At 64.5% G+C, this 24552-nt stretch carries 22 protein-coding genes; 4 read left to right on the top strand and 18 right to left on the bottom strand.

What is annotated here, in order from left to right; translation table 11 throughout:
* Nucleotides 1–16 precede the first annotated feature (16 nt).
* The 14 genes from JN302_RS21395 to JN302_RS21330 form a co-directional block, all read right to left on the bottom strand.
* Nucleotides 17–1174 (bottom strand): fumarylacetoacetate hydrolase family protein, encoded by a 1158-nt coding sequence (locus JN302_RS21395; protein ID WP_202328961.1) that lies wholly within the window; start codon nt 1172–1174, stop codon nt 17–19.
* Between the two features lie 14 nt (nt 1175–1188).
* The gene (locus JN302_RS21390; RefSeq protein ID WP_202328960.1) at nt 1189–1959 is read right to left on the bottom strand and encodes an enoyl-CoA hydratase/isomerase family protein; all 771 of its coding nucleotides are present in this window, start codon (nt 1957–1959) and stop codon (nt 1189–1191) included.
* 10 nt (nt 1960–1969) lie between these two features.
* Nucleotides 1970–3118, bottom strand: a complete 1149-nt coding sequence (locus JN302_RS21385) for an extracellular solute-binding protein (RefSeq protein ID WP_202328959.1) — start codon at nt 3116–3118, stop codon at nt 1970–1972.
* Between the two features lie 2 nt (nt 3119–3120).
* A complete protein-coding gene (locus JN302_RS21380; RefSeq protein WP_202328958.1) occupies nt 3121–4314 on the bottom strand; it encodes a CaiB/BaiF CoA transferase family protein in 1194 nt (397 codons plus the stop codon).
* A gap of 23 nt (nt 4315–4337) precedes the next feature.
* Nucleotides 4338–5090, bottom strand: a complete 753-nt coding sequence (locus tag JN302_RS21375; RefSeq protein WP_202314941.1) for an SDR family NAD(P)-dependent oxidoreductase — start codon at nt 5088–5090, stop codon at nt 4338–4340.
* A gap of 29 nt (nt 5091–5119) precedes the next feature.
* Nucleotides 5120–6301 carry an aldose 1-epimerase family protein gene (locus JN302_RS21370; RefSeq protein WP_202328957.1) on the bottom strand — a complete coding sequence of 394 codons (1182 nt, stop codon included), beginning with the start codon at nt 6299–6301 and terminating at the stop codon, nt 5120–5122.
* Between the two features lie 22 nt (nt 6302–6323).
* A complete protein-coding gene (locus tag JN302_RS21365; protein WP_244741833.1) occupies nt 6324–6464 on the bottom strand; it encodes a hypothetical protein in 141 nt (46 codons plus the stop codon).
* 280 nt (nt 6465–6744) lie between these two features.
* Nucleotides 6745–7659: a sugar phosphate isomerase/epimerase family protein gene (locus JN302_RS21360; protein ID WP_202304848.1), complete on the bottom strand. Its 915-nt coding sequence runs from the start codon at nt 7657–7659 to the stop codon at nt 6745–6747.
* 23 nt (nt 7660–7682) lie between these two features.
* Nucleotides 7683–8798, bottom strand: coding sequence for a Gfo/Idh/MocA family protein (locus JN302_RS21355; protein WP_446720671.1), 1116 nt, complete (start codon nt 8796–8798; stop codon nt 7683–7685).
* Nucleotides 8795–9856 (bottom strand): ABC transporter ATP-binding protein, encoded by a 1062-nt coding sequence (locus JN302_RS21350; RefSeq protein WP_202328956.1) that lies wholly within the window; start codon nt 9854–9856, stop codon nt 8795–8797. The genes JN302_RS21355 and JN302_RS21350 overlap by 4 nt, the downstream gene beginning before the upstream one ends.
* Before the next feature lie 4 nt (nt 9857–9860).
* Nucleotides 9861–10952, bottom strand: coding sequence for an ABC transporter ATP-binding protein (locus JN302_RS21345; protein WP_202328955.1), 1092 nt, complete (start codon nt 10950–10952; stop codon nt 9861–9863).
* A gap of 1 nt (nt 10953) precedes the next feature.
* The gene (locus tag JN302_RS21340; RefSeq protein ID WP_202334394.1) at nt 10954–11859 is read right to left on the bottom strand and encodes a carbohydrate ABC transporter permease; all 906 of its coding nucleotides are present in this window, start codon (nt 11857–11859) and stop codon (nt 10954–10956) included.
* Between the two features lie 50 nt (nt 11860–11909).
* Nucleotides 11910–12770, bottom strand: coding sequence for a carbohydrate ABC transporter permease (locus JN302_RS21335; RefSeq protein WP_202328953.1), 861 nt, complete (start codon nt 12768–12770; stop codon nt 11910–11912).
* A 93-nt stretch (nt 12771–12863) separates the two neighbouring features.
* Nucleotides 12864–14477, bottom strand: coding sequence for an extracellular solute-binding protein (locus JN302_RS21330; protein WP_202328951.1), 1614 nt, complete (start codon nt 14475–14477; stop codon nt 12864–12866).
* A 379-nt stretch (nt 14478–14856) separates the two neighbouring features.
* On the opposite strand from JN302_RS21330, the gene JN302_RS21325 reads away from it, so the two are divergent.
* Nucleotides 14857–15873: a LacI family DNA-binding transcriptional regulator gene (locus JN302_RS21325; protein WP_202304831.1), complete on the top strand. Its 1017-nt coding sequence runs from the start codon at nt 14857–14859 to the stop codon at nt 15871–15873.
* A 13-nt stretch (nt 15874–15886) separates the two neighbouring features.
* On the opposite strand, the gene JN302_RS21320 is transcribed toward JN302_RS21325, so the two are convergent.
* Nucleotides 15887–17530 (bottom strand): MFS transporter, encoded by a 1644-nt coding sequence (locus JN302_RS21320; protein WP_202328948.1) that lies wholly within the window; start codon nt 17528–17530, stop codon nt 15887–15889.
* 281 nt (nt 17531–17811) lie between these two features.
* On the opposite strand from JN302_RS21320, the gene JN302_RS21315 reads away from it, so the two are divergent.
* Nucleotides 17812–18576: a copper homeostasis protein CutC gene (locus JN302_RS21315; protein WP_202328946.1), complete on the top strand. Its 765-nt coding sequence runs from the start codon at nt 17812–17814 to the stop codon at nt 18574–18576.
* A 3-nt stretch (nt 18577–18579) separates the two neighbouring features.
* Nucleotides 18580–19101, top strand: coding sequence for a GNAT family N-acetyltransferase (locus JN302_RS21310; RefSeq protein WP_202304826.1), 522 nt, complete (start codon nt 18580–18582; stop codon nt 19099–19101).
* A 66-nt stretch (nt 19102–19167) separates the two neighbouring features.
* Here JN302_RS21310 and JN302_RS21305 read toward each other — a convergent pair whose 3' ends face one another.
* From JN302_RS21305 to JN302_RS21295, 3 genes are all read right to left on the bottom strand, one after another.
* A complete protein-coding gene (locus JN302_RS21305; RefSeq protein WP_202328944.1) occupies nt 19168–19965 on the bottom strand; it encodes an FAD binding domain-containing protein in 798 nt (265 codons plus the stop codon).
* Between the two features lie 125 nt (nt 19966–20090).
* Nucleotides 20091–22445, bottom strand: a complete 2355-nt coding sequence (locus JN302_RS21300) for a xanthine dehydrogenase family protein molybdopterin-binding subunit (RefSeq protein WP_202328942.1) — start codon at nt 22443–22445, stop codon at nt 20091–20093.
* Between the two features lie 115 nt (nt 22446–22560).
* Entirely contained in the window at nt 22561–23058 is a 498-nt protein-coding gene (locus JN302_RS21295; RefSeq protein ID WP_202304821.1) for a (2Fe-2S)-binding protein, read from the bottom strand.
* Between the two features lie 293 nt (nt 23059–23351).
* Here JN302_RS21295 and JN302_RS21290 point away from each other — a divergent pair, with 293 nt between their 5' ends.
* Nucleotides 23352–24539, top strand: a complete 1188-nt coding sequence (locus JN302_RS21290; protein WP_202304819.1) for an FIST N-terminal domain-containing protein — start codon at nt 23352–23354, stop codon at nt 24537–24539.
* Nucleotides 24540–24552: the final 13 nt, after the last annotated feature.

Here is a 24552-nt window from a genome sequence, read left to right as displayed (position 1 = left end):
GTCTATCCACTTCGCGTCAGATGAGTTGAGCCTTGGCGAGGTCTCTCATGAGATGGCTCGCGCCATAGGTCCAATGCGGGCAGTCGGGCGAAAGCCTTACGCGGTTGACGAGGCTGCCAAGCTTTTCCGTCGAGATCGTGACGATATCGCCGACCTTGTGCGTGAAACCCTTGCCCGCCTCTCCGCGATCCTTGGAAGGAACGAACATCGTGCCGAGATAGAGCGCGATGCCGTCGGGGTATTGATGGTGAGGTCCCATCGCCGCTGCGACCAGCTCCTCCGGCGAGCGGCTGATCTCGGCCATCGAGCTCGCTCCCTCGAGCGAGAACCCGTCCTCGCCTTCGACCTTCAGGTGGACCTTGGCCCGCTTCACGTCGTCTATGGTGAAACCGGCGTCGAAAAGGCGGACGAACGGCCCTAGAGCGGCCGAGGCGTTGTTGTCCTTCGCCTTGCCGAGCAGCAGGGCCGAGCGTCCCTCGACATCGCGCAGATTGACGTCGTTGCCGAGGGCGGCGCCCACGATGCGCCCCTTGCTCGACGCGATCACGGCGATCTCGGGCTCCGGATTGTTCCAGGTCGAGATCGGATGCAGCCCGACATCCGCGCCGAAGCCGACCGAGGCCATGGGCTGACATTTGGTGAAGATCTCGGCGTCGGGGCCGATGCCGACTTCGAGATATTGCGACCAGACCCCACGCGCGATGAGCTTCTCCTTGCAGGCCATCGCCTCGGCCGAGCCGGGCTTCAGCTTGGAAAGATCGTCGCCGATCAGGCTGGCGATATCGGCGCGAATGGCGTCCGCCTTTTCGGCCGAGCCGCGCGCCTGCTCCTCGATCACGCGCTCCAGCAGGCTGACGACGAAGGTGACGCCGGAGGCCTTCACAGCCTGAAGATCGACAGGCGAAAGCAGCCAGGGCTTGGCCACGTCCCGGCCGGTCTCGAAACTGTTGGCGCAGACATCTTCCAGGCTGCCGATGGTCTTGCCCGCGGCATCCCGCACGAAGCCGGCTGGATCATCCATCTCGCAGACGTCGCGCACGGTCGGCGCCTGCCTGGACGTGATGTCCATGACCATCCCATTCCGAACGGTCACCACGAGCGGATGGGGCGCGCCGGGCGATTTGACCCGACCAAGGAAGACGCCCTCGCCGGGCAGGCCTGCTGTATCAGTCACGTTCTTTCCATCCCTCAGCGCCGCCTGAACACCGCGGCGCGTTTTTCCTTGAACGCCGCCCTTCCCTCCCGGGCGTCCTCAGTCGCAAAGCAGATCGTCTGCAGGTCACGCTCATATTCGATCGCCTTTTCCGGCGGCATCGTATGGGCGGCCTTCAGATTGAGCTTCGCGGTCTCGGCGGCGATCGGCGCGCGGCTCGCAATTGTTTGAGCGATTTCGCGCGCCCGCGCAAGCAGTTGATCGCGTGGAACCACATCGCTGACGAGCCCCCAGGCCAGCGCCTTGTCGGCCGGAACGGGATCGCCCGTCATGATCATCAGCGCCGCATTGGACATGCCGGCCGAATGCGCCAGATGCATGGCCATGCCGCCGCCGCCGATCCAGCCGAGCTTGATCTCGGGCGCGGCGAACTGCGCGTTCTCGGAGGCGATGCGGATGTCGCAGGACATGGCCGTCTCCAGCCCCCCGCCGAAGCAGTAGCCGTTCACCGCAGCGATCGACGGCTTCAGCAGAGCGCGGATGGCATCGCAATAGTCCGGCCTGTTGCGGAACTGCCATGGCGTCTCGTAGGTGTCGAGTTCGCCTATGTCGGAGCCGGCGCAGAACGCCTTCTCGCCCGCGCCGGTCAGGATCACGCAGCGGATCGTCTCGCTGTCGTTGCATTGATTCACCGCGGCCACGATCGCGTCGGCCATCTCAGGCGTGACCGCATTAAGCTTCTGCGGTCGGTTGAGGGTGATGACGGCGATCGCACCGTCGACTTCGAACAGCACATCCTGGGTCATGATGAAACTCCTACCTCTCGCCGCCGTTCGGCCGGCTGGCGCGATAAAGTGTCTGCAATTCCGCCACGACCGCGCCGGCCGGCCGCCTGATGTCGAAAGCATCCCGCAACAGAGCTGACGCCTTGGTCTGGAAGGCGATGTAGCCCGAGTGACGGGGCCTCACATAAGCGGCCTCCAGCGTATCGGCCGTGTTGCGATAGAAATCGCCCCAGCGCCGGTTGACGGCTTCGTCGGCCCAGGCCGAACGGCGGCTCGGCTGACCGTCATGCGACGGGATGAAACCGCTCTGAGCCTCGTCTCCCATTAGCCACAGAAGGTGATCGATCAGTTCCGGCGTCACCGGGCAGCGCCTGGAAATGCTGATCCCGGTGCCGCCGAGCGTCGATCCAGGCTGCCCGCCCGTCGTCATCCGCGGCGCATTCGTGAAGCGGATCGCCTTGCCCTCCACCGGCGCCGCATAGTTCACATAGCCGTAGATCAGCGGGCAGAGCTCGACGTCGTCATGCGTCGCCATATGGCCGAGAATGCCGATCGGGTTCTTGTCCTTCACCGATGTCGGGCTGCGCGCGGCCAGTTCCGCCAGAAGCTCGAAAGCCTCTCGGCCCGTACCCGGCGAGACGAGCAGATCGGGATCGTCCACCGCCGGCGGCTCGCCGAGGGCAGCCGCGAGCGACAGATAGCTCAGGATTGCGTGCGGCCCCGCCATCGACAGCGCGACCTTTCCCGTCTGCTGCGACCGCGCGACGACCTCGGCCCAGCCTTGGGGGGACGGCCCTTCCAGCAGGTCGCCCCGGGCCGCCATCACCTGGGTCGCTGCGTCGAGCGGCAGGGCCCAGTGCCGGCCGCCATAACGATAGCTGGACAGGCAGGGGCCGATCGTCGCCGCGTCCAGCTCCGCGATCCTGTCCACCCCGAACACGGTCTCCAGCGGCTGAAGGCAATCCGCCTCCACGGCTTCGCCGACATGCGGGTGATCGAGCACGACGAGATCGTAGCGCGCGCAGAGATCGGCGATCGGATGGGATTCGAAGCCCTCCAGCGGCTGCCTGTCCCAGACGATCGACAGACCGTCGCGCACCGGATCGAGCCTGGCCGCAGCCGCGGCCAAGGCATTGTATCCCCGGGGATGATCCCAGGTGAGCGCCCTGTAGGATTGCATGGTCAGTGCCTTCCGGTACTGATCGCGCCGACCTGCTCCAACCGGTCGATCGCGGCGTCGTCATATCCTGCCTCGGCCAGAACCTCGCGCGTGTGCTCGCCGGCGAGCGGGGCGCCGCGCGCGACCTTGGACGGGGTCTTCGAAAAGCGGATCGGGAAGCCGGGCGTCTTCACGCGTCCCTCGGTCGGATGGTCGTATTCGACGAAGGTGCCGTTGTGCTTCACTTGCAGGTCGTCGACGAGTTCCTTGTAACCGTAGACCGGCCCAGCCCAGAGATCGGCTTCGGCGAAGAGCGTCAGCCATTCCGCGCTGGTCTTGCCCTTCAGCCTGTCGCGCGTCTTGGCGAAAATCTCGTCGCGGCGCGCCCAGCTATCGACCTCGTCGTCCATCGCGGCGAAACTCGGCTCGCCGATCACTTCGCCGAGCTTCTTCAACGGCGGAAAGGCAACGACGATATAGCCGTCGCTCGTGGCGAAGGCGCCGTAGGGTGCGCGGATGAAGACATGCGCATGCGGCTCGTCCGAGCGCTTCTGCTCCTTGCCGCCGACGGTGAAGACGGAGAGTTCCTGCATCTGGATCGTGGCGATGGCGTCGAGCATGTTGACTTCGACCAACTGGCCTTCGCCCGTCCGTTCCCGATGGAAGAGTGCTGCCAGCGCGCCCTCGAAGGCCGTATAAGCGGTGATCGCGTCGACGAGATATTGGCCGGCCGCATTCGGTGCCTCGCCCGCACGTCCCGCCGAGAGCATCGCGCCCGACATGGCCTGCAGAAGGAGGTCCTGGCCGGGCCTGTTCACATAAGGCCCGGTCTCGCCGTAGCCGGACATCGAGACATAGACCAGGCGCGGATTGATTTTCGAGAGCGTCTCGTAATCCACGCCCAGACGCTTGGCGACGCCCGGCCGATAGTTCTGCAGGAACACATCTGCCGTCTTCACCAGGTCGAGCAGGACCTTTTTGCCTTGCTCCGCCTTGAGATCGACCGCCAGCGAGCGCTTGTTGCGGTTGAGCGAGAGGAAGGAGACGTTGACCTTGTTGCCGCGGGCGCCGCCGGCCGACACATGGCGCTGCCATTCGCCCGTCACCGGCTCGACTTTCACCACGTCGGCGCCGAGATCGCCCAAGCGCTGCGCCGCGAAAGGCCCCGCCATCGCGATCGAGCAATCGAGCACGCGGATGCCGCTCAGGATTCCCATGTCAGTTTTCCCTGTCTTTCCTGTCAGTGCATGACCCAGCCGCCGTCGACATTCAGCGTCTGGCCCGTGATGAATCCGGATTCCTCCGAAGCGAAGAACATCAGCGCATTGGCGATGTCGCGCGGATTGCCGCGTCGCTTCAGCGCCTGGTGCTCGAGCACGAAGCGCGTATAGCCCTCTGGGTCCGGGTGGATCTTTTCCGCGTCGGTCGGGAAGGCGCCGGGCGCGATTGCGTTGACCGTCACGCCGTATTGGCCGAATTCCCTCGCCCAGGCACGCGTCAGCCCGATCAGCGCTCCCTTGGACTGGACATAAGGCGCCAGCAGCGCCCAGCCGCCATAGGCAGTCACCGACGAGACGTTGACGATGCGGCCCCAGCCCTGTGCGCGCATATGGGGCAGTGCCGCCTGCACGCAAACGATGGCTGCGTCGACATTGACACGCTGGACGGCCTGGAAATCCTCGATCGTGTAGTCCTCGAAAGGTCGCGACGGATAGATCGCGGCGTTGTTGATGACGATGTCAAAGCCGCCGACCTCGCCAGACTTCGTGTCGAGCCGGCTGCGCAGATCGGTGAGATCGGAAAGATCGGCCTCGCACATCGAAAGACCCGAGAGCTTCTCGCGGCCGGCCTGCTCCAGCAGGTTCTCGATCTTGCGATGATCGTTGTCGATCGCCACTACCCTCGCGCCCGCCCGCAGGAACTGCAGCGTCGTTTCGGTGCCGAGGCCGCCGGCCGCGCCCGTATAGAGGATCGTCCGGCCGGCGACGGACATGGCAGATCTATCCTTGCGTTCCGGCATGCTCACGAACGACCTCCGATCGGCAGGTGCTTGCCCGAGGGTTCCGGAAAATCCTCGGCCGGCTGCTCGGCCAGAGCCGCTATGCGCTTGCCCCTCGCGGCGATCTCGTCCGCATCGGCAAGGACCCGGAAGGTCGTGTCGTAGGCGCGTTCCTCACCATGCTCGAGCCAGATCAGTTCGCCGCGGTCGCGCGCCGCCTTGTGGCCGAGCACGTGGTGGGTCGATGGCTCGATGCCGAGAGCGTACTGGCCGGCCTGCAGGTTCTGCCACTCGAACATGCAGGGGAACTGGTCCTTGCGGGTGACGACTTCGAAGCCGATGCCGAGCGCGTCGTTGACGACCGCGACCGGAACCTCGCCGGCTGCATCCGCGGCGAGCTCATGCTGCCAGACCTGTTCGTGGAAGTTCATCTTCGGGGCCGGAAGCGTGCGGTAGCCGACTTCCTGCTTTCGGTAGTCGGCGCCGGCATGGGCCGCCCAGACCACGTCCCTGATCGGTGCCAGGTAACGGGAGCCCTCGGCAACCACCGGATGGCCGACATTGATGTGATAGCAGTACATATGCGGCGTGCGATAGAAGCCGCGATTGATCACCCGGTCGGACAGCTTGATCTCGTTGGAGCCGACCTTGGCCTCGATGCGGCGGATCAGTTGCAAATCCTCGCCGAACACCGTGCCCTGGCTCACCACGCCCTCGCACCAGAGCGTGCAGTCGTCACCGTCCCATGTCTCGCCGTAACCGGTCAGGCGTGCCGGCAAGGTGCCGATGCGGCCGTGGATGGAATGGCTGACGGATTTGCGTGGCCCATAAACGTAGTGATCGGCCGGCTCGTCATACATGAACAATATGTGGTCGAGGCCGCAGGTCACCATCAGCCCGGAGAAGGACCGAAGCCAGGCGAGCCCGCCCTCGCCTTCATATTCGGCAAGGCCCGGATGCTTGAAACCCGCAGGCGAATTCCAGCCCACGGCCAGGCCGCGATATTCGCAGTCGGCGATATCGAGGGCACGGTCGACGAGCACCGTGAAGCGCAGGCCCGTTCCGGTGCGGAATTCCAGCATGCGGATGCCGCGCTCGACGCCGTCTCCCAGCGTCATCAGCCGCACGCCGGCGAATTGCGACAGCGATCCGGCGCTGGCGGCAAGGTCGCGGCGCGAGCGCCGCGTTCCATAGAGTTCAACCATATCAGACTTCCTGCGACTTCCCTCAGTTTGCCTTGGCGCTGGCTCTCAATGCGGAGACATCGGCGCCGGTGATGATGCTTTCCACGGTCAGCAGGTCGGTCTCGGCCACCACCAGCTCGGCGGTCACCTCGCCACGCCGCATGACGATGATGCGGTCGGCCACCTGGAAGACGTGGTGCAGATTGTGGGTGACGAAGACCGGTCGGACGCGCCGCCATGCGAGAGCAGATAGAATACCTTCTTGTCCTGCGCTTCAGCCGGCACGGCGAGCGCCGCGCCGAAGACCAGGGCAGCGGCGGCGGATAATGCCAGTCTGTACATCCCTCTTCCTCCTCATGCCTTTGAGCAGAGAGGCGGCAAGCCTCTCCCGCGCCCCCGCCGACCCCGGCGGGAGATCTGCCTGATTGCCCGGTGAAGATCGCCGGTAAGCTACATCTGGACGATCAGAGCCCGTTCGCCCTGAACTTTCCGTCCAGGAACTTCTTCGCCCTCGGCACGTCGTCTTCCGCCAGATGCTCGATGATGACAGGGATGTTCGGATGCTTCTCGGCGAGCCGCTTCAGATAGAGGTCGTAGTTCAGGGAACCGAGCCCCGGCGCCGGCAGTTCGATCTCGCCGACACCGCGGAAGGTGTGGCTCTCGAGCGCCTCGGCGTCGCCGATATCGGCATGCTTCTCGCTCTTGTCGTCGCCCGAGCGCTTCACGTCCTTGGCATGCGCTATCCTTATCTTGTCGGTCAGCGTGTCGAAGACCTGGTTCAGGATCTGGTCCATCCTGTCGATGTTGTGGGTCTCGAAATAGTTGGTCGGATCCATCAGCAGGCCGAGGCCGGGATGGTCGACCTGCGCGAACATCCGCACCGTTTCCTCGACGGAGCCGACGACATTGTTCACATAGGTTTCGAGCAGGAACACGGCCCCGTGGTCGTAGGCCGTCTGCGCAAGGTCCGCGATGACCTTCCGGCACTCCTCGAAGCCCTCCTCCGTCTTGTTCTTCGGATGATGAACCCAGTCTGACTCGGTGTTGAAGGTGCCCGTCTCCGAGATCACATAGGGCGAGCCGAATTCGCGGGCGTTGCGGATGATCTCCTTGAGATAGCCCACCCGCTTCTCACGTTCGGCCTTGTCGGGGTGGATGATGTTCGTATAGCCCGAGATGCAGCAGATCGGCAGGTTGTGGTCGCGGAAAGTGTCGCGTACCTTCCTGGCCTTGTCCTTGGTGATCTGGCCCGCGGACAGGTCGAGGTCCTTGAAGTGCAGGTCGAGTTGCACGGTGTTGAAGCCGAGCCCGCGGATCTTGCTCGCGGTCTCCTCCAGCCCATACGGGAAATATCCCGTGAAAATTCCGGCTTGCATCATGATGGAATGTCCTCCCTGCGGGTTCAGTCGATAGAGATTTCGGAAAGCTTGACGGCGCGGCGCTGGTCGATCGAGCGGTAGCCCGCTTCGATAAGCGCCATGGTCTTGACGTTGTCGGCGACGGAGAGCGCCGGCGACGTGCCCGATTTCAGGGCATATTGAAGCTGCTCCATCACGCCGATGAAGGCGTGCGGGAACCACATGGTCTCCCATTTCGGCGAGACCCATTCGCCGCCGGTGGTCCTGGCGGAGGCGTAGCTCAGCGTCGAGGCCGCACCCGTCGGCCAGCCGATGGTGCCCTTGGCCACGCCTGCGGTTCCCTCGACCCGCCAGTCGATATGCTGGTCGTCGCGATAACCTTCCCGGCGCGGCCCCGACCACACATCCTCCAGCGAAACCGCCATCACGCCGGATGGAAACCTCAAGGTCGACACGGTGATGCCGTCGTGATGGTCGAAGGCCGTGCGCGGATCCTTGCGCGCCAGCGTCGTGATTTCATCGGGGTCGCCGAACAGGAAGCGCAGCGCGTCGAGATGGTGCACGCTCATGTTCGACAATGTCAGCCGGTCGTAGCCCGCCAGGAACGACTGCCAATGCGGAATGGCATGCATGTCGATCTGGGCAAAGACGATGTCCCCGAGCGCGCCGCTGTCGATCACCTGCTTCAAGACACGCATCGACTGGTCGTAGCGCATGTTCTGGTTGACCGAGAGGATCTTGCCGGCTCGCGCAGCCTCGTCGCGCAGCTCGATCGCATCCTTCAGCGACAGCGCCAGCGGCTTCTGGGCGAGGATCGCCTTGATGTGGCTCTGCTTGAGCGCATGGCGGATGAGCGCCGGCTGCTGGTCCGGCGGAAAGGCGAGGTCGACGATCTCGATATTCTTGTCTTCGATCAGTTGTTCAGGGGTTTCGTGAACCGTCGGGATGTCCCAGCGCTGCGCGACCTTTTCGGCGTTCGCCCGGGTGCGCGAGGCGATTGCGACGACGGGGAAGCCGGCCTCCTTGTAGGCCGCGAGATGACACTCGGCCATGATCATGCCGGCGCCGATGCAGCCGATCCTGAATTCCCTGGCACGAACCGCCACATCCGGCTCGAAAGCACCCGCCATCGCGTCCTCCCTTGTCATTGCGTCATTCATCTTGCGAGGGCTCCTCCGCCCTGTGCGAAACAGTGAATCCGTCCGGGGTCGCAGAAGAGCGCGACTTCGGCTTCCGGCCTGATGTCCGGCTGGCCGCGCATCAGTGCGCGCAGCCGCGACTGCCCGGCATCCAGCGTGACCACCGTGTAGCCGCCCAGCGGCTCGACCTCGAACACCTTCGCCGGCCGGCCGGCCTTGCCCTCGCCCCAGGGCTCGACCTTCAGGTTCTCCGGCCTGATGCCGATCTCGGCAGTGCCGGCCGGAACGCTGCCGGCCGGCAGGCGGATGGCGCCGTCGGCCGCCTCCAGCCCCGCCTCGGTGTGCCTGCCGGCCAGGATGTTCATCACGGGCGAGCCCAGTAGCTTGGCGACGTAGACGCTGGCCGGGCTGTCATAGATTTCAGACGGAGCGCCGACCTGCCTGATCGCGCCGTTATCGAGGATCGCCATGCGATCTGCGACCGACATCGCCTCCTCCTGGTCATGCGTCACATAGATCAGCGTCTTGCCGAGGTCGCGCTGGATGCGCTTCAGCTCGACGCGCGTCTCCTCGCGCAGCCGGGCGTCGAGCGCCGAGATCGGATCGTCCATGAGATAGGCGGCGGGATCGCGCACCAGGGCGCGAGCGATCGCGACGCGCTGCCGTTCGCCGCCAGAGAGCTGTGCCGGCGGCTTGTGGAGTATGTGGCCGATATGGAGCTTCGCCGAAACGTCGGCGAGACGCCTGTCGATGTCGACCTGCGGCACCTTGCGCTCGACCAACGGGAAACAGACATTCTCACGTGCGGTCATATGCGGAAACAGCGCCAGGTTCTGGAACACCATGGCGACGTTACGCCCGGCCGGCGAGACCTTGTTGACCGGGCGCCCTCCGATGAGGATTTCGCCGCTGTCGGGTGTCTCCAGCCCCAAGATGAGCCGCAGGATGGTCGACTTGCCCGACAAAGGCGGTCCGAAGAAGCAGAAGAACTCGTTGTCCTCGACGGTGAAGGACGCATCGTCGACGGCGAGCGTGTCGCCATAACGTTTCGTCACGTGACGGAATGCGATCTCGGCCATCGTCTCACCCTGCCCTGATCGCGGCGCCGCTGGCCGTGTCGAAGATGCGCACCGAGTTCTCGTTCGGCGCGAGGGTCACGACATCGCCGACGGCCAGCGCGACGTCATTGTCGAAGACCGCCTTCACCGCCGTCTCGCCTTCGCCGAAATGGACGATGGTCCGTGCTCCGATGCGCTCGATGAAGGTTGCCGGCATGCGGAGTCCAGGCCCCCCGTCCGAGATCGCCACCTGCTCGGGACGGAAACCGTAGAGCACCTCCCCGCTGTTGCGGCGCAGGCCGGCGGCGAGCGCGTCGGGCAAGGGCGACGTCGCTCCAAGCTGTCCGAGATCGACGACCAGGCCGCGATCGCTTTCGGCCGGCCTCCCTTTAAGGAGGTTCATCCCGGGTGCGCCGATGAAACGCGCCACGAAGACATTCTCAGGATCGTTGTAGACCTGAAGCGGCGTCCCAACCTGCTGCAGAACGCCATGGTCCATGACCGCTATCCGGTCGGCCATGGTCATGGCTTCGAGCTGGTCGTGCGTGACATAGACCATGGTCTGCCGGAACTGCCGCTGCAGATGCTTCAATTCCGTGCGCATTACAGCGCGGAAGGCGGCGTCTACATTGGACAGCGGCTCGTCCAGGAGGAAGATCGACGGCTCCATGATGGCCGAGCGTCCGATCGCCACACGCTGCAATATGTTGACCGACAGCCGATCGGCCTTGCGGTCGAGCAGCGGCGTCAGTTGCAGGAGCTCCGCGATCGCTCCGACCCGTCGTTCGAGCTCCGGCTTCGGCGTGCCGCGCATCCTGAGGCCATAGGCGAGGTTCTGCCGCACACTCATATGCGTGAAGATCGCGTAATTCTGGAAGACGAAGCCGACGCCGCGGCGCCCCATCGGCACGCCGGCCATGTCGCGGTCGCCGAAAAGGATGCGCCCATCCGTGGGATCCTCCATGCCGGCAATCATGTTCATGGTCGTCGACTTGCCGCAGCCCGAGGGGCCGAGCAGCGCCATGAACTCGCCATCGGCTATCGTGAGGTCCATGGTCTTCAGTGCGGCAAAGTCGCCGAACTTCTTGACCAGGTTCTGCAGGTGGATCGCGCTCATGTCAGGCCTCCCGTGCCGCGGCCATGCGCTTCATCGCGAAAACCGCGGCGACGGACAGCACGATCAAAATGGCGAGCGCGATGGCCGCGACGTAGCCCCAGATCAGGTCCTGCGTGGTGATCTTGTAGATGTAGACCGAGATGGTCTCGGTGGCGACGCCGGGGCCGCCCCCTGTCATTATGTAAAGCGTGTCGAAGATCTTGAAGTTCTCGATGACCCGGATGGCCAGCGCGATGACGATGATCGTTTTCATCTTCGGCAGCACGATGCTGGTGAAGCGTTGCCAGGCATTGGCGCCGAGCAGTGTCGCGGCCTTGATCTGGTCCTCGGGCACGCCGACGAGACCGGCGAGCAGGATAAGGAACATCAGCGGTGTCCACTGCCAGATATCGGCGATCATGACCGCGACTAGCGCCAGCGTCGGGTCCGAGAGCCACGCCACCGTGACAGGCATGCCGGTCAGCGAGGACAGGATGTCGTTCAGCGGGCCGCCCGACTGGAACAGCATGAAGAACATGTATCCGGCGACCGCGGGTACCACCATCATCGGCATGAGCATGATCGAATAGAACAGGCGCTTGCCCGGAAAGTTGTCCATGAACAGCGTCGCCAGCGCCAGGCCGAGCAGGAACTCCGCAGGCACGCAGACGAGCATGACGATCGCGGTGCGCCACAGCGCGCTCCAGAAACGAGAATCTCCGGCGAGATCGGTATAGTTGGCGAAGCCGTTCCACAGCTCCCAGGCATTCCACCAACCTGTGCCGGAGAGCGGCGACCAGTCGGTCATGCTGATGTAGAACTGCATCAGCAGCGGGAACACCGAGATGAACAGCACCAGGATCTGCGCCGGCAGAATCAGCCGGAAACCCAGGCGCGCGGCTTCGACGTCTGCGGAAGGCTGTTCCATCGCTTTGTCGGGGGCATCCACGCGGCGCTCCTCCACCAGGTTTGCCGCACTCATTTCTTCAGCGCTCCGAAGGTCAGGCCACGCACGAGGTGACGCTGGATGGCGATGCCCATGACCACCGGCGGCACTGCGGCGATCAGTCCGAGCGCGGCCTTGGCGCCATAGAGCTGCCCGGTCATCGAGGATGACAGCGAAGCCATGTAGACGGGGATCGTCACCCATTCGCGTGTCGTCAGGAGCAGCGCGATCAGATAGTCCGACCAGTTGAGAATGAAGACGAAGAGCGCCGCGCTCGCCAGGGGCGCACGCATCATCGGCAGCGTGATGCGGATGAAGACGCGCAGCCGCGAGCACCCCTCCACGAGAGCCGCCTCCTCGATCTCGCGCGGCATGTCGTCGAAGAAGGTCTTCATCAGCCAGAAGGCGAAGGGCAGCGTGACGATCCCATAAATCAGCGCCAGACCCCACCAGCTATCCATGAAGTTCAGAAACGACCACATGATCATGACCGGGATCATCACCGCCATGGGCGGGAAGAGACGGAGCTGGATGAGGGCCAGCGGCAGGTTCCCGCCGGCGCCGAAACGCGACAGGCCGTAAGCCGCCGCCGTGCCCGCAGACATGGCGATAGCGGTGCCGAAAACGGCCGAGAGCAGCGAGGAGATGATCGGCTTCATCGCGGTGCGGTCGAGCGCGACGATCAGGTTGCTCGTCGATTCGCCGAAGATGAAGCGGAAATTGTCGAGTGTCGGCTGCTTCGGCCACCAGGTGAGGTCGGCACCCGCGGCCGACCATTCCGCGATCGGCTTGAAAGCCATCGAGACCATCCACAGGATGGGCACGAGCGTAACCGCCAGCGCCGCAACGATGGCGGCGTAGCGGAAGATCTCGAAGGGGACTGAACGCTTCATCTCGGCTGTTTCATAGCAATGGTGCTGGCATGGGACGAACGGCATGGATCACCCCTGCCCTTCCCACGGAGGAAGGGCAGGAACGCATCGCCGTCAGCCGACCGGATCGACCACCGTCGGCCACGCGGCCTTGTTGGCTTTGATCGCCTCGAGCAGCTTGTCCTCGCCGGTGCGCCGGGCGATCTTCTGCCATTCGGCCTCCGTGTCGGCCATCGCCTGCTCCGGCGTCTTGGCCTTGGTCAGAGCGGCGACGAGGTTCTCGTCGAGCGCGTTGTGGAAAGCGGTCGCACCCGGATAGTTGATGGTCGGCACGGTGCGGGCCACCGTCTCGCGCACCACGTCCATGTGGTAGGCGTGATAGGTCTGGCGCACCAGCGGGTCGGAGAAGTCCGACAGCCGGAACGGATCGAAATAGCCGCCGGGATTGGCCGTCATCCAGGCATAGATGCGGCTCGACCCGAGCCATTGCAGGAACAGATAGCAGGCCTCCGGGTGCTTGCTCTGCGACGAGACCGATGCCGACAGATTCAGCCACAGCACCGAGCGGCTGATCCGATTTCCGTCGACGTCGCGGCCGGGCGGCAGCATGGAGCCGATCTTGCCGGTCACCTTGGACCCGGCATTGCCGGGATTGTCGAGGAACTTCGGCAGGTTTGAGAAGGCGCAGGTCATCGCAGCGCCGCCATTGGCGAAGTTGCCGTACTGCTCCGGCCAGCCCCAGGAGATGGCATCGGGAGAATGATGCGAGAGCGAGGCGACATATTCTGATGTCGCCGCCACGCCGGCCTCCGAATTGATCAGCGGCTTGCCGGAATCGTCGAACAGGAACTGGTTGGGCAAGCCCATCGACACATAGCGCTGGTACCAGTTGGTGTAGCCCCAACCCTGGTTGCGCAGGTCGGTCGAGCCGAAGAGGCCCTTGTCCGGCCGATGGAAGAAGGCCGCGACCTCGTCGAGCTGCTTCCATGTCTTGGGCGGCGCCAACTCGTAGCCGTATTTGTCGGCGAAAGCCTTCTTCTCCGCCTCATCGCCGAACAGGTCGGTGCGGTAGACCCAGACCTGGAAGTCGCCATCGAGCGACACGCCATAGGTCGAGCCGCGATACTGGTTGAGCAGCGAGACACCCTTGGCGCCGCCCACATAGCCGCGCTCCGGGTCGTCCCATTCCGGTTTGTGCTCGGCCACGAAGTCGTCGAGATTGACGATGCCGCCGGTTTCGGCGAGGTCGCCGAGACGGTTCCACTCGACCGCATAGATGTCGTAGGCCCCACCCTTGGTGGAGATGTCCTGCATCGTCTTGGTGAATTCCTGGCCGTTCGGCACGCCGACGATCTCGAGCGGGATGCCGGTCTCCTTCTCCCAAAGCTCCTTGATGGAAGGGGCGCCGGCCGGGAAAGGCTGGGTGAGCTGACCGATCGAGCCGTCGGACAGGCCGAGCACGATCCTGGCAGGAGCATTGCCCGCGCCCTTCATCGCCTTCACTGCTTCGATGGCACGGCCTTCCGGCGTATCCGGGCCATACTGATAACGCTCCGCGCCGTCGAATCCGGTCGGGCCGCCGATCATGCCTTCGGCCAGCGCGTCGGCCGCATAGGCGCGGCCAGGACGAATGAGTCTCGGCGCAATGCCGACTGCCGCAACCAGGGCGGCAGCTTTTCCTCCCGACGCCAGCAATCGGCGCCGCGACATGCGGATCAAATCGGACATCTGAAATCCTCCCTTGGCCGCTTTCCTCCGGCAGCCCTTCAGCATGATGGATATTGACGACCAATCTGATGGCTGTCAACATCATTTCAAATCAGAATAGGTCATTCTTCATCAAAGTAAAGGAAAAGTCGTGAGAATTCAGGGCGATACGCTCCCTTCGCTGCGCGTTTTTGATGTGATTTTCAGGCAATTTGCGGTGACCGGCGGCGGTGACGGAGCGAATTCGGGGCCGCCTGGCTTGCATCGCCGCCTCACGCGGATACATCATTTCACATCAGAATCGGTGAGCCTGCCAATCGAAGCTGCCGCTTTCGTTCAGCCCGGCACGCAGCCTGAGCGAGGCGCCGCCGGGCCGGCGCCGGAGAGAAGGTGACACAACGTGCGATCCACTCTGATCGACATTGCGCGTGAGGCAGGCGTCTCCGCCGCCACGGTTGACCGGGTGCTCAACAACCGCGCGGGCGTGCGAAGCCGCACGCGCGAGATCGTGATCGAGACCGCCCAGCGTCTCGGCTACATTTCGGACGGATCGACCCCGGTCCAGCCGGCCGCGAGCGCGCCGGTGCGTCTGGATTTCGTGCTGCCGATGGGCACCAACACCTTTATCAAGATGCTGCACCAGCAATTGGAGATCCAGGGCGCGGCGCGTCCCGATCTCGATGTCCGCATCGTCACGATCGAGGGCTTCAACCCCGATACGCTGGCGCGCACCCTTCACGAGCTTCGTGGCCAGACGCGAGGTATCGGCGTGATCGCACTCGACCACCCGACAGTGCGCGAGGCGATCCGCGCCTTGTCGGCGAGCGGCGTCAAGGTGGTGACGCTGGCGTCCGACATCCTTCACGTGCCGCGTATCGCCTATGTCGGCATCGACAACCGCCAGGCAGGCCGGCTCGCCGGCTACATCCTCGGCCGCTTCCTCGGCACGTCTGCACCGAAGAAGGTCGCGCTCTTCGCGGGTTCCCTCTCCTATCGCGGCCACGAGGAACGCGAGATGGGCTTCCGTCACATCCTCGCCGAGGAGTTCCCCAACCTCCAGATCGTCGAATTGCGCGAGATGCTCGACGATCGCGAAAAGGCCTTCGCCGAGGCCTCCGCCCTGCTCGACCGGCATGGCGACCTGGCCGGCATCTACAATATCGGCGCCGGCAACCAGGGCATCGCACGCGCACTGAAGCAGCGCGGCCTGAGCGTTGTCTTCGTCGGGCATGAGGCGACGGAAGGCAACAAGGCGCTGCTGCTCGACGGCACGCTCGACGCCGTCATCGACCAGAACCCGCGCGTCGAGGCGCGCGAGGCGCTGAACATCCTTGCCCAGAGCGTGCGCGGCCTCGACTACGATTCCCACGCGCCGCGCCTTCAGATCGTCTTCAGGGAGAACATCCCGGAAAACTGACAGCGGCGGCCAGTCACGGCATGTCGAACACGTCCTTGGTGGCGAACAGGGCGGCCGACCAGTTGGTCGGCCGTTCGATCATGCGGTGGACGCGCGGCGGCTCTGCTCCGCTGTGCAGCTTCCGGATCCTCGCTCCCACCACGTCGTCGGCATGGGTTGTGCGCTGGTTGTGGCGGCGATACTCCACCCAGGTCGGCAGGTGATAGCTTTCCATCCAGGATTCCGGGTTCTCGAGGTCGCGCGACAGCGCCCAGTTGCGCGCCCCGTTGCGCCGGCGCACGCGGCTCCGTTCGGCCATGGCGTCGAGGAACGCCTTCGTGTCCTCGGTCCGGATGACGTATTCGATCATGATCAGGATCGGACCGCTGCGCGGCTTGAGGTCGAGCGCCAGGCTCGGCTCCTGCCAGCGGTTCAGCGGATCGAGATTGAGGGTCGTCTCCTCCGGCAGCGGGACCAGGAAGCCGATCGCAGAACCGGCAAGCAACAGTCCCGCGGAAACCAGCAGCGCCACCTGCGCCCCCTGGTTCTCTGCCGTGACGCCCCAGATCCAGCTGCCGAACGCCATGCCGCCGAAGGTCGCCGTCTGGTAGATGGCCAGCGCACGGCCGACGACCCAGCGCGGCGTCGAAAGCTGCACCGTGACGTTGAACAAGGACAGCGCCAGCACCCAGCAGGCGCCGCCCATCATCAGGGCAATACCCGTCAGCCAGGGGCTTGGGCTAAGGGCAGCGATCACCGCGCATGAAGCGAAGCCGAGAAAGGCGCCGCGCACGATCGCCTCGGCCTGGGAGCGCCGACGCAGGCGCGCGCTGAGCAGCGCGCCGCCGATGGCGCCGACGCCGAAGCAGCCGAGCATCAGGCCGTAGACCAGCGGTCCGCCGCGAAGCAGGTCGCGCGCCACCAGCGGGAGCAGAGCGAGAATCGAGATTGCCGCCAGGCCGAACAGGAAGCTGCGCAGCAGGACCTTCTCGATATTCGGCGACATGGCGACGTAGCGCAGCCCCGCGCCCATCGCAGCGCCCAGCGATTCGCGCGGCAGTGCCGACGCCGGGACGGCCGGCTTCCAGCGGGCCAGCACACCGATCAGGGCGAAATAGCTGAGCGTGTTGACGGCGAAGGCCGCTGCGGCCCCCGCCGCAGCCACGATCGCGCCGCCGATCGCGGGGCCGACGCTGCGGGTGAGGTTGAAGTTGACGCTGTTGAGGGCAACGGCTGCCGGGAGGTCGGCACGCGGGACGATGTCGCCGACCGAGGCCTGCCACGACGGGTTGTTGAGCGCCGTTCCGCAGCCGATCAGGAAGGTGAAAGCCAGCAACGCCCATGGCGAAAGCAGCTCGAGATGGGCGGTCACGGTTAGTACGGCAGACACGAGCAGCATGAAGAGCTGCGCGACGATCATCACCTTGCGCCGGTTGAAATTGTCGGCGATCGCGCCCGACGCCAGCGAGAACATCATGATCGGCAGTGCCGTCGACGCCTGGACCAGGGCCACCATGTCGGCCTCGGCCGTCAGCGAGGTCATCAGCCAGGCGGCGCCCACCGCCTGGATCAGACCGCCGAAATTCGAGGCCAGGCTCGCGAACCAGATCGCGCGGAAGGTCCCGTACTGAAAGGGAGCGAGCGGCGATCCCGGATCGTTGTTGTTGTTCTCGATCATCTCTTGGACGACTGCGGCGGTTGAGTCCTTCTCGAATCTTAGACCATGATCGCGCCCGGTTGCATCGTTGTGTCTGGCATCACCTGGGCCAATGGAGGAAAGATTTGCCCGATCCAGCACGGCGATACTTCCGGGTAGAGCCGTTCGCCCGCGCGCGTCGGTCTTCCTGGAGGTAGAGGCGCTAATGCAGGCGAAGGTAAGGCCGCGTCAGCCTTTCGCCCCCTGTCCCGGGCCGGGCCGTGATGCTACATGGGCGGCTGAATTCACGGGATGGATCGGGAATGACGGATCAGAAACAGCCCCTGCCCCTTATCGAGGTCTGCGTCGAAGGGATCGACGGGCTGATCGCAGCGCAGGAGGCCGGGGCGGATCGGGTCGAGCTCTGCGCCAGCCTGCTCGAAGGCGGCATCACGCCGAGCTTCGGCACCGTCAGGGAGGCTCTCGCACTGGCCTCGGTGCCTTTCCATGTGATCGTGCGGCCGCGCGGCGGGGATTTCCTCTATTCGGAAGCGGAATACCGCTCGATGCTGGCCGACGTGGAGGCGTTGCGCGACCTCGGCGTGGCCGGTGTCGTCGTCGGCTGCCTCAGGGCCGACGGCACGATCGACGAGGAGCGCATGGCCGAACTGGCGCGCCGCGCCGGGCCGCTCAACGTCACCTGCCATCGCGCCTTCGACATGACGCGCGACCCCGCCGAAGCGTTGGAAGCGCTGATCCGGTGCGGCATCGGGCGCGTGCTCACGAGCGGCCAGCGCGACACGGCCGTCGAAGGAGCAGCTCTGCTCGCCGAACTCGTCGTTCAGGCGGCCGGCCGCATCATCATCCTCGGCTGCGGAGACCTCGACCCGTCGAACATCGCCACGGTGCGCACACAGACCGGGCTGGCCGAGATGCACTTCGCAGCGCTCCGCGACGTGCCGAGCACCATGACCTATCGCAATCCTGACGTCGGCATGGGCGGTACGGATCTCGACCGGGAATACAGGAACACGCTGACCGACTCCGCACTCGTGGCGGCGACGATCGCGGCAGCCAGGGCAGCTTGACCAATGCAGACCACATCGATCCTTCCCGTCGTACCGGCCGACGAGCCGGCGATCCTGGCGCTGAACAACGAGCATGCGGCCGAACTGTCATGGCTCGAGCCGGAGCGGCTGTCCTTTCTCCTCGGCCAGGCCTTCCATGCGCGGCGCATCGGTGCGCTCGAAGCGTTCCTCATGGCCTTCGACCAGGACGCTTCCTATGACAGCCCGAACTATCTCTGGTTCCGGCAACGCTATGAGCGTTTCGTCTATGTCGACCGCATCGTCGTGGCTAACGCCGCACGCGGCCGCGGCCATGCCAGACGGCTCTATCTCGACCTCTTCGATCGAGCCGCCGCGAACGGCCACACGATCGTCACCTGCGAGGTGAACGCCGACCCGCCCAATCCGGCATCGGATGCCTTTCACGCCGCGCTCGGTTTCCGTGAGGTCGGCGACGCCACGATCCATGGCGGCGCCAAGACGGTCCGCTATTTTGTCCGCGAGATCGGATCGGTGAAGGGTGAAATGGTGAATAGTGAATGGTGAATGGGAGAAAGGGCCCTCAGCGCCTTCTTCTTCCATTCACCATTTTACCATTCACCATTCACCATTTCACCCGTTCGCTGCGGCCACTGCGCGCCTGGCCATCACGCCGATGAGATTGGCGCGATATTCGGGCGACGCATGGATATCGCCCATCAGGTTCTTCGCGGGGATCTTGATCCCGTCGAGGGCGGCTGCATCGAACTTCCTGGCCAGCGCCGCTTCGACCTCCTTCGAGCGGAAGACGCCATCGTCACCGGCGCCGGTGACGGCCGCGCGCACGCCTTCCTTGTTCTTGGCGACGAACACGCCGGTCATGGCGTAGCGTGACGCCGGGTTCGGGAACTTGGCGTAGCCGGCCTTGGCCGGCGCCGTGAAGGTCACCGCCGTCACCACTTCGTCCTCCTTGAGAGCCGTCTCGAACAGACCCTTGAAGAACTTGTCGGCAGGCAATTGTCGCTTGTTGGTGACGATGGTGGCGCCAAGCGCCAGCAAGGCGGCCGGATAGTCGGCGGCCGGATCGTTGTTGGCGATCGAGCCGCCGATCGTGCCGCGATGGCGCACATGCGGGTCGCCGATATGGCTGGCGAGATGCGTCAGCGCCGGGCACACCTTCTGCAGCTTCGGGTCGCCGGCGACCTCGGCATGGGTCGTCGTCGCGCCGATGGTCACGGTCTTGCCCGAAACCTTGACGCCCTTGAGTTCCTTGATGTGATTGAGATCGACGACGTCCGACGGCGAGGCGAGCCGTGTCTTCATCGCCGGGATGAGCGTCATGCCGCCGGACAGGAACTTGCCGTCGCCGGCCTTCACCTTCTTGACTGCGTCCGCGACCGAGGTGGCGCGGTGGTAGTTGACTGAGTACATGGGACATCTCCCTCGATGTGAATGGTGAATAGTGAATGGTGAATGGTTCCGATCACCGGAAACCGTCGTGAATGGGAACGGGCGGAAACAGCCATTCACCATTCACTATTCACCATTCACTGCCTTCAATGCTTCGTCGTCGCCTTCAGCGCCGCCCAGACTTTCTGCGGCGAGGCCGGCATGGTCAGGTCGTTGTTGCCGATGGCGTCGGTGATGGCGTTCATGACGGCGGGCGGAGAACCGATGGCACCAGCTTCGCCGCAGCCCTTGATACCGAGCGGATTGCCCGGGCAGGCCGTCTCCGTCGTCGACACCTTGAAGGACGGCAGGTCGGAGGCGCGCGGCATGGTGTAGTCCATGTAGCTCGCCGTGATCAGCTGGCCCGTCGACGGGTCGTAGTGACACCCTTCCAGCAGCGCCTGGCCGACGCCCTGGGCGATGCCGCCATGGACCTGCCCTTCGACGATCATCGGATTGATGATCTTGCCGAAATCGTCGGAGGCGACGAACTGCACGATTTCGGTTGTTCCGGTCTCGGGGTCGATCTCGACCTCGCAGATGTAGCAGCCGGCCGGGAAGGTGAAGTTGGTCGGGTCGTAGAACGCCCCCTCCTTCAGGCCGGGCTCCATTCCGGACGGCAGATTGTGCGCGGTGTAGGCGGCGAGGGCCATCTGGAACCACGGCACGTTCTTGTCGGTGCCGGCGACCTTGAGCGCTCCGTTCTCGATCACGATGTCGCCCTCGTCGGCCTCCATCAGATGGGCGGCGATCTTCTTGGCCTTGGCCTCGACCTTGTCCAGCGCCTTGACGATCGCCGACATGCCGACTGCGCCGGAGCGCGAGCCGTAGGTGCCCATGCCCATCTGCACCTTGTCGGTGTCGCCATGGACGATCGACACGCTGTCGATCGGCACGCCGAACCGGTCGGCGACGAGCTGGGCGAAGGTCGTCTCGTGACCCTGGCCGTGGCTGTGCGAGCCTGTGAGCACCTCTATGGTGCCGACGGCGTTGACGCGCACCTCGGCCGATTCCCATAAGCCGACGCCGGCGCCGAGCGAGCCGACCGCGGCCGAAGGCGCAATGCCGCAGGCCTCGATATAGCAGCTCATGCCGATGCCACGCAGCTTGCCGCGCTTGGCCGCCTCGGCCTTGCGCTTCGCGAAGCCCTGATAGTCGGCCGCCTTCATCGCCGCGTCGAGCGAGGCGCCGTAGTCGCCGGCGTCATAGGCCATGATGACGGGGGTCTGATAGGGGAACGACGTGATGAAATTCTTCCGCCTGAGTTCGGCCGGCGACATGCCGAGCTCGCGCGCGGCCGTCTCGATGACGCGTTCCAGCACATAGGTCGCCTCCGGCCGTCCTGCTCCGCGATAGGCGTCGACCGGCGCCGTGTTGGTGTAGACCGCACGCACATTGGCATGGATCGCCGGGATCACATACTGGCCCGACAGCAGGGTCGCGTAGAGATAGGTCGGCACGGCCGACGAGAACAGCGACATATAGGCGCCGAAATTGGCGATCGTGTCGACCTTCAGCGCCGTCATCTTGTTGTCCTTGTCGAAGGCGAGCTGCACCTCCGTGACATGGTCGCGGCCATGTGCATCGGTCATGAAGCTCTCGGTGCGGTCGGCCACCCACTTCACCGGCACGCCCGTCTTCTTCGAAGCCCACAGGCAGACGATCTCTTCCGGATAGATGTAGATCTTCGAGCCGAAACCACCGCCGACATCGGGCGCGATCACGCGCAGCTTGTTCTCGGGCGCGACATTGTAGAAGGCGCTCATGACGAGCCGCGCTACATGCGGGTTCTGCGACGTCGTCCAGCACGTATAGTGGTCTTCCGCCTTGTCGTAGTGTCCGAGCGCCGCGCGCGGCTCCATCGCATTCGGCACCAGCCGGTTGTTGACGATGTGCATCTTCGTCACGTGGGCGGCGCTGGCGATGGCCGCGTCGACCGCCTTGGAGTCGCCGATCTCCCAATCATAGATCAGGTTGCCGTCGGCTTCGGGATGAAGCTGAGGCGCGCCTGGTTTCAACGCCGCGACGGCGTCGGTGACGGCCTTCTTTTCCTTATAGGTGACCTCGACAGCCTCGGCCGCGTCGCGAGCCTGGCCCTTGGTCTCGGCGACAACGATCGCCACGGCGTCGCCGACATAGCGGGCCCGGTCCACCGCCAGCGGCGACCATGCGCCCATCTTCATGGGCGAGCCGTCCTTGGAATGGATCATCCAGCCGCAGATCAGATTGCCGATGCCGTCGGTCTTCAGTTCCTTGCCGGTCAGGACGCCGATGACGCCGGGCATGGCCTGCGCCTTCTTGACATCGATCTTCTTGATGTCGGCATGCGCATAGGGGCTGCGCACGAATGCCGCATGCTTCATGCCCGGCACGACCATGTCGTCGACATAGCGGCCGGCGCCGGTGATGAAGCGCTTGTCTTCTTTACGCGCCACCCGGGCGCCGATGCCTTCCATTCCCATCAGAGTTCTCCTCCAGAACAGTTTGGTGAATGGTGAAGGTGGTGAATGGTGAATGGTCGCAGCCGCGAACGCCCGCCCTACCATTCACTATTCACCATTCACCATTCACGCGGCGTCACGCCGCCTTTGCGCTCTTCTTGCCGCCCTTGGCCATCGCCTTCGACGCTGCGAGGATGGCCTTGACGATGTTGTGGTAGCCCGTGCAGCGGCAGATATTGCCCTCGAGTTCGGCCCTGACGGTCGCCTCGTCCAGTCCGTCGGGGTAGCGACGGATCATGTCGGTCGCCGCCATGATCATGCCTGGCGTACAGAAACCGCACTGCAGGCCGTGATGCTCCTTGAAGGCCGCCTGGACGGGATGCAATTCGGCGCCGTTGGCGAGGCCCTCGATTGTCACCACCGTGGAGCCCGAGGCCTGCGCGGCGAGCATGGTGCAGGATTTCACCGCCTTGCCGTCGACATGGACCACGCAGGCGCCGCACTGCGAGGTGTCGCAGCCGACATGGGTACCCGTCAGCCCGACATGCTCGCGCAGGAAATGGACCAGCAGGGTCCTGTCTTCGACTGTTCTGGTGACGTTTCGCCCATTCACGGAAATCGTAACTTCAGACATCAAATACTCCTCCTCCCGGATACCGGCAGCATGAAACCATTTCTCCCGCCCGGACCCTGAAAAACGGCTGCGGTCCGGATTGAGGCAGCCTAGCCGAAATCAGTCCGATCATGAAAGAATGCCGGGAGGGAAAATAGGCGTATATTATACTTTCGGTCGCAACCGCGGGTCGCCTTCCCGCCTCCTTCACCAGCGCAAAACCCGACGCCTGCGCGAATTCGAGGCAGGCCATTGTCAAATCAGGCGCGCCGGATGAAGATGGCCGCCGCGCGACGGGGAAAGAACGCCGCGCCATGCGTTGGGAGGAGACAGCGCTGACCATTTCGCGCACCACCTATGGCTGCGGGCTCACCGTGCTCGCCACAGGCGCGGCTGACGTCGCGGGTTTCGCCAAAGCGATCGGCGAGGCGTCGGCAACCATCGATGCCGGGTTTGCGCTTCTGTTCTTTTCCCAATCGCTGATTGGTGCGGCCGAAATCGCCGAGGCCCTACCCTTGCATGCGCCGGGCCTCGCCTTCGCCGGATGCTCCACCGCCGGCGAGATCACGCCGCAGGGCCTCGAGGAAGGCCAGGCCGTGGCGATCCTGTTCCCGCAAGCTGCCTTCACGGTCGCGGCGACCATGGTGAAGCATGTATCCTCGTCCAGCATGGACGTGATCGCCGGCGAGGTCGAACGCCTGAAGCGCCAGCTCTGCGGCCGCGATGCCGCCCGCCGCGGGCATGTCTTTGCGCTCTGCTTCATCGACGGCCTGTCCTACGCCGAGGAGGCCGTGACTTCGGCCATCCATTGGGGGCTCGACGACATCCCGCTGCTCGGTGCCTCGGCGGGCGACGACCTCAAATTCGAGACGACCAGCCTGATTGCCAATGGGGAGGTCGATTCGGACTGCGCGGTCATCACGCTGGTCGCCACCGACATCCCCTTCCAGGTCTTCAAGACCGAGAATTTCGTTCCCACTGACGACAAACTGGTCGTCACCGCATCCGATCCGGACCATCGCACCGTCCGCGAGTTCAATGCCGGGCCGGCCGCCGAGGAATATGCCGCCGCAATCGGGCTCGACGCGAAGTCGCTGACGCCCATGAGCTTCGCCTCGCATCCCGTGGTCGTGCGCGTCGGCGGCGAATATTATTGCCGCTCGATCCAGAAGGTTCATCCCGACGGCTCGCTCTCCTTCTTCTGCGCAATAGACGATGGCATCGTGCTCACCATCGCCCAGCCCAAGGGCATGGTGGAATCGACACGCGCCGCGATGAAGTCGGTCAGCGAGAATCTCGGGGGGACCGATGTCATCCTGGGTTTCGATTGCGTGCTGCGGCGGCTCGACGCCCGGAACCGCCAGGTGTTCCGCGATATTTCCGAACTCTACCGCAACAACAACGTGGTCGGCTTCGGCACCTATGGCGAGCAGTACCGCTCGATGCATCTGAACCAGACCTTCACCGGCATCGCCTTCGGGCATCGCCGGGCGGCAGAGTAGGAACCTCCCGCGG

The sequence above is a fragment of the Mesorhizobium sp. L-8-3 genome, from assembly GCF_016756615.1.
In the GTDB taxonomy this organism is placed as follows: Bacteria; Pseudomonadota; Alphaproteobacteria; order Rhizobiales; family Rhizobiaceae.
Note: the sequence above shows the minus strand (reverse complement) of the source record. Positions and strands in the feature narration are given on the sequence as shown.

What these genes read in the sequence shown, in the direction of transcription:
- JN302_RS21390 (WP_202328960.1), bottom strand. Translation starts at nt 1,959, where the DNA reads ATGACCCAGGATGTGCTGTTCGAAGTCGACGGTGCGATCGCCGTCATC.
- JN302_RS21385 (WP_202328959.1), bottom strand. Translation starts at nt 3,118, where the DNA reads ATGCAATCCTACAGGGCGCTCACCTGGGATCATCCCCGGGGATACAAT.
- JN302_RS21380 (WP_202328958.1), bottom strand. Translation starts at nt 4,314, where the DNA reads ATGGGAATCCTGAGCGGCATCCGCGTGCTCGATTGCTCGATCGCGATG.
- JN302_RS21375 (WP_202314941.1), bottom strand. Translation starts at nt 5,090, where the DNA reads ATGTCCGTCGCCGGCCGGACGATCCTCTATACGGGCGCGGCCGGCGGC.
- JN302_RS21370 (WP_202328957.1), bottom strand. Translation starts at nt 6,301, where the DNA reads ATGGTTGAACTCTATGGAACGCGGCGCTCGCGCCGCGACCTTGCCGCC.
- JN302_RS21360 (WP_202304848.1), bottom strand. Translation starts at nt 7,659, where the DNA reads ATGATGCAAGCCGGAATTTTCACGGGATATTTCCCGTATGGGCTGGAG.
- JN302_RS21355 (WP_446720671.1), bottom strand. Translation starts at nt 8,798, where the DNA reads ATGAATGACGCAATGACAAGGGAGGACGCGATGGCGGGTGCTTTCGAG.
- JN302_RS21350 (WP_202328956.1), bottom strand. Translation starts at nt 9,856, where the DNA reads ATGGCCGAGATCGCATTCCGTCACGTGACGAAACGTTATGGCGACACG.
- JN302_RS21345 (WP_202328955.1), bottom strand. Translation starts at nt 10,952, where the DNA reads ATGAGCGCGATCCACCTGCAGAACCTGGTCAAGAAGTTCGGCGACTTT.
- JN302_RS21340 (WP_202334394.1), bottom strand. Translation starts at nt 11,859, where the DNA reads ATGGAACAGCCTTCCGCAGACGTCGAAGCCGCGCGCCTGGGTTTCCGG.
- JN302_RS21335 (WP_202328953.1), bottom strand. Translation starts at nt 12,770, where the DNA reads ATGAAGCGTTCAGTCCCCTTCGAGATCTTCCGCTACGCCGCCATCGTT.
- JN302_RS21330 (WP_202328951.1), bottom strand. Translation starts at nt 14,477, where the DNA reads ATGTCCGATTTGATCCGCATGTCGCGGCGCCGATTGCTGGCGTCGGGA.
- JN302_RS21320 (WP_202328948.1), bottom strand. Translation starts at nt 17,530, where the DNA reads ATGATCGAGAACAACAACAACGATCCGGGATCGCCGCTCGCTCCCTTT.
- JN302_RS21315 (WP_202328946.1), top strand. Translation starts at nt 17,812, where the DNA reads ATGACGGATCAGAAACAGCCCCTGCCCCTTATCGAGGTCTGCGTCGAA.
- JN302_RS21310 (WP_202304826.1), top strand. Translation starts at nt 18,580, where the DNA reads ATGCAGACCACATCGATCCTTCCCGTCGTACCGGCCGACGAGCCGGCG.
- JN302_RS21305 (WP_202328944.1), bottom strand. Translation starts at nt 19,965, where the DNA reads ATGTACTCAGTCAACTACCACCGCGCCACCTCGGTCGCGGACGCAGTC.
- JN302_RS21300 (WP_202328942.1), bottom strand. Translation starts at nt 22,445, where the DNA reads ATGGGAATGGAAGGCATCGGCGCCCGGGTGGCGCGTAAAGAAGACAAG.
- JN302_RS21295 (WP_202304821.1), bottom strand. Translation starts at nt 23,058, where the DNA reads ATGTCTGAAGTTACGATTTCCGTGAATGGGCGAAACGTCACCAGAACA.
- JN302_RS21290 (WP_202304819.1), top strand. Translation starts at nt 23,352, where the DNA reads ATGCGTTGGGAGGAGACAGCGCTGACCATTTCGCGCACCACCTATGGC.